The sequence below is a fragment of the Pseudomonas sp. UBA6276 genome (genome assembly GCF_002438365.1).
Classification (GTDB): Bacteria; Pseudomonadota; Gammaproteobacteria; order Pseudomonadales; family Pseudomonadaceae; genus Aquipseudomonas; species Aquipseudomonas coleopterorum.
In genome coordinates, this window is the sequence record NZ_DJUS01000152.1 from 1 (window position 1) to 5797 (window position 5797).

Below are 5797 nucleotides of genomic sequence, written 5' to 3' on the forward strand. Positions count from 1 at the left end.
TCGGCGCACTGGTCCAGGCGAAACGGCACAGAAACCGCCACGGCGGCCTGCAATGGGCTGTTCGGCCCGCTTTCGCCCAGGTGCTTGAGCAGAATGTTGCCGCCCAGTGAGTAGCCTACGGCGAACAGCGGCGCCTGGGGCCTCTGTGCGCCCAGGTGATCAAGTACGTGCTGAAGGTCTTCGCTGGCGCCCGAATGGTAGCTTTGCGCGAGCAGGTTGGGCTCGCCGGAGCAGCCGCGCCAGTTGACCGCCACGCTTGCACACCCGTACTTGCCCAATTGCCTTTGCAGGCCGGCGACGTAGGGCGAGTTGGATGATCCGGTCAGACCGTGCAGTACCACCACCAACGGGGCATGGGGTGTGTGGGGGCCGTGCCAGTCGAGGTCGACGAAATCACCGTCCGCCAGCCACAGACGCTCCCGCTCGCGCGGCAACGCCGGTTGCTTGCGCCACAAGGGGCCCCACAGCGTCTGCAGGTGTGGGTTGGCCAGCCCGAGGGCTGGGCGAAAGCGAGGATGTGCTGCGTTCAACATGAATGCCCTGACAAGCCGGTGTCAGCCACGCTGCCACAGAGAGTAGTAGACCTGCCCGGCTTTCTTCTCGCGGTGCAAGCGCCAGGTAGCCGGCATCTGCAACGCTGAGGGCGGTGTCTCGCTCTCGGTGTAGATCCAGGCGCGCTCTGCCAGCCAGCCTTTTTCTTCCAGCAGCGTGCAGGTCGCCGGCAGCAGGTTCTGGTGGAAGGGTGGGTCGAGGAACACCAGATCGAATGCGCTCGGAGTCTGGGTTTCCAGGTACTTCAACGCATCGCTTTGCAGCAACTGGCCCGTGGCGCAACCAAGCAGGTCCAGATTGTGCCGAAGGCTGGAAATGGCGGTGGCATTGGCATCCAGCGCCAATGCCATGCTGGCGCCACGGGACAGCGCTTCGAGGTACAGGGCACCACTGCCGGTGAAGGCATCCAGCACCTTGGCACCTTCGATGTGCGCTGCCAGCCAGTTGAACAGCGTTTCGCGTACCCGATCAGGCGTTGGGCGCAGGCCGGGTGCTTCCGGGAAGCCCAGCTTGCGGCTGCGCCACTGGCCACCGATGATGCGCAGGTGACCTTGGCCACCATGGGGTTGCTTGGGTTTGACGCTGGCCATCAATGCTCCGGTACGCCGAGCGGTCGCTCGGAGGGTTTGTCCGTGGGGGCCGGCAAGGGTTGCTGCGCAACCTTGGGGCCAGCCGTGACGATCACCAGTTTATCGGCATCCAGGTGTTTGTTCATCGCGGTTTTCACCTGCTCCACGGTCAGCGCCTGTGACTGCTGCAGGAAGTCTTCCATCCAGGTCAGCGGCATGTCATAGAACCCGGTGGCACCTAGCTGCGCAACGATGCTCGCATTGCTGGCATTGGACAGCGGGAAGCTGCCGGCCTGTTCACGCTTGGCGTTGTCCAGTTCTTCCTGAGTAGGGCCGGTCTTGAGGTAGTCGCGCAGGATGTCCTGCACCAGCTTCAGGGTGCCATCGCCGAGTTCGGCGCGGGTCTGCAAGTTGATCATGAACGGTCCACGGACCTGCATCGGGGTGAAAGCTGAGTAGACGCCGTAGGTCAGGCCGCGTTTCTCCCGGACTTCGCTCATCAGCCGCGTACCGAACGCGCCACCCCCAAGGATCTGGTTGCCCATGGACAGCGCGGCGAAATCCGGATCCTTGCGATCGATGCCCAGCTGCGCAATGAACATCTGCGTCTGCTTGGACGGAAAGTCGATGTGGGTCACGCCAGCCGCGGGCACGGCTGGCTGTGCCGGCTTGGCCAGGGCAGGGCCCTTGGGCAGGGCGCTGGAGATTTGTTCGGCGATCTGCTCGGCTTCGTTTCGCGACAGGTCGCCGACGATGGCGATGACCGCATTGCCGGCAGCATACGCACGCTTATGGAAGGCACGCATCTGTTCGATGCTCAGGCCGGGCAGGCTCTTGGCGTCGCCTTCGCTGGGGTGTGCATACGGGTGGCTGCCATACAGGCGTGTGAACAGCTCGTTGCTGGCCAGCTTGGCGGGGTTCTGCTTCTGGAACTCGAAGCCGGCGAGCAGTTGGTTCTTGATGCGAGCCAGCGCATCGGCCGGGAAGGTCGGCTTGCCAACGACTTCGGCGAACAGCTTGAGGGCCGGGGTGCGCTTGTCGGTGTCGCTGAGGCTGCGCAACGAGGCCACGGCCATGTCGCGATAGGCACCGTTGGAGAAGTCCGCGCCCAGGCCCTCGAAGCCTTGGGCGATGGCGTTGACGTCCTTGCCGGCCACACCTTCGTTGAGCATGGCGTTGGTCAGCAGAGCGATGCCAGGGTGGTTCTGATCCTGACTGCTACCGGCGGCGAAAGTCAGGCGCAGATCGAACATCGGCAATTCGTGAGCTTCGACGAACAAGACCTTGGCGCCTTCGGCGGTTGTCCAGTTCTGGATGTCCAGGCGGCGATGGCTGGGGGCGGTGTTGCCCAACTCGCTCACCGATTGCAGGCCGCGCGCGGGTTGGCTGGCGCTGGCAGTGTCTGCGGCCTGGGCTCCGAAAGTCACGAGCCAGCCGGCCAGCACCAGAAGGGTCGAGCCAGCCAGGAGGCGACGGGGGGTGATGGGCTCACTCATGAGCGGCTTCCTCGGGCAGAACGTGGGCGATGCTCAGGCGATCGCGGGTGAAATAGGTACGGGCGGCGCTCTGGATGTCCTGCGGCGTCACGCTCTTGAGATCTTCGAGTTCGCTGTCCATCAGCTTCCACGACAGCCCCACGGTTTCCAGCATGCCGATGGTGGTGGCCTGGCTGCTGATGGAGTCGCGGCTGTAGACCAGATCGGCGATGACCTGGGCCCGCACGCGCTCGAGCTCCTCGGCCGAGGGCGGCGTGGTCTTGAGCTCATCGAGCAGCTTCCAGATGCCTTTCTCGACATCGGCCAGGGTCTTTTTCTTCTGCGCGTTGGCGGTTGCGGAAATGAAGAACAGGCTGTCGCCGCGGGTGAAAGGGTCGTACTGGGCGCCGCCGCTGGAAATCAGCTCCTGGCCGCGCTCCAGGCGTGTCGCCATGCGTGCACTGTAGCCACCGTCGAGCAATGCCGAGATCAACCGCAAGGCCTGGACATCACGCGGCTTGTCGGCAGTGGCCAGGGCCGGAACGTTGAAACCGTACATCAGGCTCGGCAGTTGGGTGCGCACATGCAATGTGGCAAGGCGCTGGCCAGGGGTGGCCAGTTCCAGCGGGATCTTCGCCGGTGGCGTGGCACGGCTGGCGATGTTGCTGAAGAAACGTTGAGCCAGCGCCTTCACCTCGTCAGGCTGGACGTCGCCCACCACCACCAGAGTGGCGTTGTTGGGCACGTACCAGGCCTGGTACCAGTGGCGCAGCTCTTCGACCTTCATGCGATCGAGGTCAGCCATCCAGCCGATGGTGGGCGTGTGGTAGCCACTGGCGGGAAAGGCCATGGCCTTGAACATCTCGTAGGCCTTGGCGCTGGGCTTGTCGTCGGTGCGCAGGCGGCGTTCTTCCTTGATGACTTCGATTTCACGCGCGAATTCTTCGGCGGGCAGGCTCAGGCTGGCCATGCGGTCGGCTTCGAGGTCGAACGCCACGGCCAGGCGGTCCTTGGCCAGCACTTCGTAATAGGCGGTGTAGTCGTCGCTGGTGAAGGCGTTTTCCTCGGCGCCNNTGCCCTTGAACATCATGTGTTCGAGCGCGTGGGACAGGCCGGTCTGGCCCGGCGTTTCGTAGCTGGAACCGACCTTGTACCAGATCTGGGACACCACCACCGGGGCGCGGTGGTCCTCGCGCACGATGACCTTGAGGCCGTTGTCCAGGGTGAATTCGTGCGTGGGCTGTGTATCGGCGGCAAAAGCTGCCAAGGGCAGGCTGAGCGTGCAGAGCAGCAGGCCTGCAGCGCGGCGGGCGAGGACATTCATGGGATTCAGAACCTTGAGAGCTACCCGCTTGGCCTTAGCGTCTACGGGCGAGGAGGTGCTAGGATACTGATCCGGTTCGCTGGGGGCCATGCCTGGTTGGCATGAACCTGCCCGGGCAACCCGACAAAATGTTGCGCGTGAACGAGCCGGCGTAAAAGCAGTCTGTGTTGCGTCTTCGAATTTTTTCCGACAAGCCGCCTGGCGTGTCGCTACCTTGAGATAGCCGTCTTCCATGTTTGGTTCCAACGACGACAAAAAGACCCCGGCCCCGGCCGGTGAAAAGAAAGGCCTGTTCGGATGGCTGCGCAAGAAGCCGCAGACACCTGTCGCCGAACCGCCACCGACCCCCGAGGCCCAGGAGCTGCGGACCGAAGCCGAGACGGCTGCGCAAGCCGCCGTGGCGCTCGCCCCGGAGCCGGTGCTGCCGCCCAAGACCGAAGCCGAACCTGAGCCCGTACCGACGCCAACTGAGCAGCCCGTTGCGCACGGGTTGGTGCTGCCGGTGCCCGAGGAACCGGTGGCGCTGGTCGAGGACGATGCGCCGCAGACACCGCCGGCCATCGCCCCACGGCCGGAAGTGTCGGCCCCGGCCGCGGCAGAGCCGGTTGCCGCTCCTGTCCCGCCACCTGCTCCTGCAGCGCCCAGCGCACCAGCCCCGGCACCTGCTCCAGCTCCGATTCCATCGCCTGCGGCAACCATCGTGCCGCCCGTTATCGAAGCCTCGCCCCCTGCCGTCGTTGCCTCGCAACCTGCTGGGCAGGCCAGGACCGGCTTCTTCGCGCGTCTCAAGCAAGGACTGGCCAAGACCAGCGCCAGCCTCGGCGAAGGTATGGCCAGCCTGTTTCTGGGCAGCAAGATCATCGATGACGATCTGCTCGAAGAACTGGAAACCCGCCTGCTGACCGCCGACGTCGGTGTCGAAGCCACCTCGGTGATCATCCAGAGCCTGACCCGCAAGGTCGCGCGCAAGGAGCTCACCGATGCCGCCGCCTTGTACAAGGCGCTGCAAGGTGAGCTGACGGCACTGTTGCGTCCGGTCGAGCAACCGCTGGTGATCAAGGCCGAGCACCAGCCGTTCGTGATTCTGGTAGTGGGCGTCAACGGCGCCGGCAAGACCACCACCATCGGCAAGCTGGCCAAGAAGCTGCAGCTCGAAGGCAAGAAAGTCATGCTGGCGGCGGGCGACACGTTCCGTGCCGCGGCTGTGGAGCAACTGCAGGTGTGGGGCGAGCGCAACAAGATCCCGGTCATCGCCCAGCACACCGGCGCCGATTCCGCTTCGGTCATCTTCGACGCCGTGCAGGCTGCCAAGTCGCGCGGCATCGACGTGTTGATCGCCGACACTGCCGGCCGTCTGCACACCAAAGACAACCTGATGGAAGAGCTGAAAAAGGTCCGCCGCGTGATGGGCAAGCTCGACGAGCAGGCGCCGCATGAAGTGCTGCTGGTGCTCGATGCCGGCACCGGGCAGAACGCGATCAACCAGGCCAAGCAGTTCAACCAGACGGTGGCCCTGACCGGCCTGGCCCTGACCAAGCTCGACGGTACCGCCAAGGGTGGGGTGATCTTCGCCCTGGCCAAGCAGTTCGGCCTGCCCATCCGCTACATCGGCGTGGGCGAAGGCATCGACGACCTGCGCACCTTCGAGGCAGAACCCTTCGTCCAGGCATTGTTCGCCGAGCGGGAGCCTTCATGATTCGATTCGAACAGGTTGCCAAGCGCTACCCCAATGGCCATGTCGGTCTGCATGAACTGAGCTTTCGGGTCCGGCGTGGCGAATTCCTGTTCGTTACCGGTCATTCCGGCGCGGGCAAAAGTACCCTGCTGCGTCTGTTGCTCGCGATGGAGCGACCCACCAGCGGCAAGCTGCTGCTGGC

6 protein-coding genes are annotated in these 5797 nt (G+C 64.4%); 2 read left to right on the forward strand and 4 right to left on the reverse strand.

Annotation, left to right across the window (positions count from 1 at the left end):
• The 4 genes from B2V21_RS17505 to B2V21_RS17520 form a co-directional block, all read right to left on the reverse strand.
• A partial coding sequence (locus B2V21_RS17505; protein ID WP_286917531.1) for a YheT family hydrolase occupies positions 1 to 533 on the reverse strand: 533 nt, incomplete at its 3' end.
• Between the two features lie 21 nt (positions 534 to 554).
• Positions 555 to 1142, reverse strand: a complete 588-nt coding sequence (rsmD, locus tag B2V21_RS17510; protein WP_049861682.1) for a 16S rRNA (guanine(966)-N(2))-methyltransferase RsmD — start codon at positions 1140 to 1142, stop codon at positions 555 to 557.
• Positions 1142 to 2617, reverse strand: coding sequence for a M16 family metallopeptidase (locus tag B2V21_RS17515; protein WP_286917532.1), 1476 nt, complete (start codon positions 2615 to 2617; stop codon positions 1142 to 1144). The genes rsmD and B2V21_RS17515 overlap by 1 nt, the downstream gene beginning before the upstream one ends.
• Positions 2610 to 3920: a M16 family metallopeptidase gene (locus tag B2V21_RS17520; RefSeq protein ID WP_286917533.1), complete on the reverse strand. Its 1311-nt coding sequence runs from the start codon at positions 3918 to 3920 to the stop codon at positions 2610 to 2612. The genes B2V21_RS17515 and B2V21_RS17520 overlap by 8 nt, the downstream gene beginning before the upstream one ends.
• Before the next feature lie 232 nt (positions 3921 to 4152).
• Between B2V21_RS17520 and ftsY the strand changes: the two genes are divergently transcribed.
• Positions 4153 to 5616 carry a signal recognition particle-docking protein FtsY gene (ftsY, locus tag B2V21_RS17525; RefSeq protein ID WP_286917534.1) on the forward strand — a complete coding sequence of 488 codons (1464 nt, stop codon included), beginning with the start codon at positions 4153 to 4155 and terminating at the stop codon, positions 5614 to 5616.
• A partial coding sequence (locus B2V21_RS17530) for an ATP-binding cassette domain-containing protein (protein ID WP_286917540.1) occupies positions 5613 to 5797 on the forward strand: 185 nt, incomplete at its 3' end. The genes ftsY and B2V21_RS17530, both read left to right, overlap by 4 nt.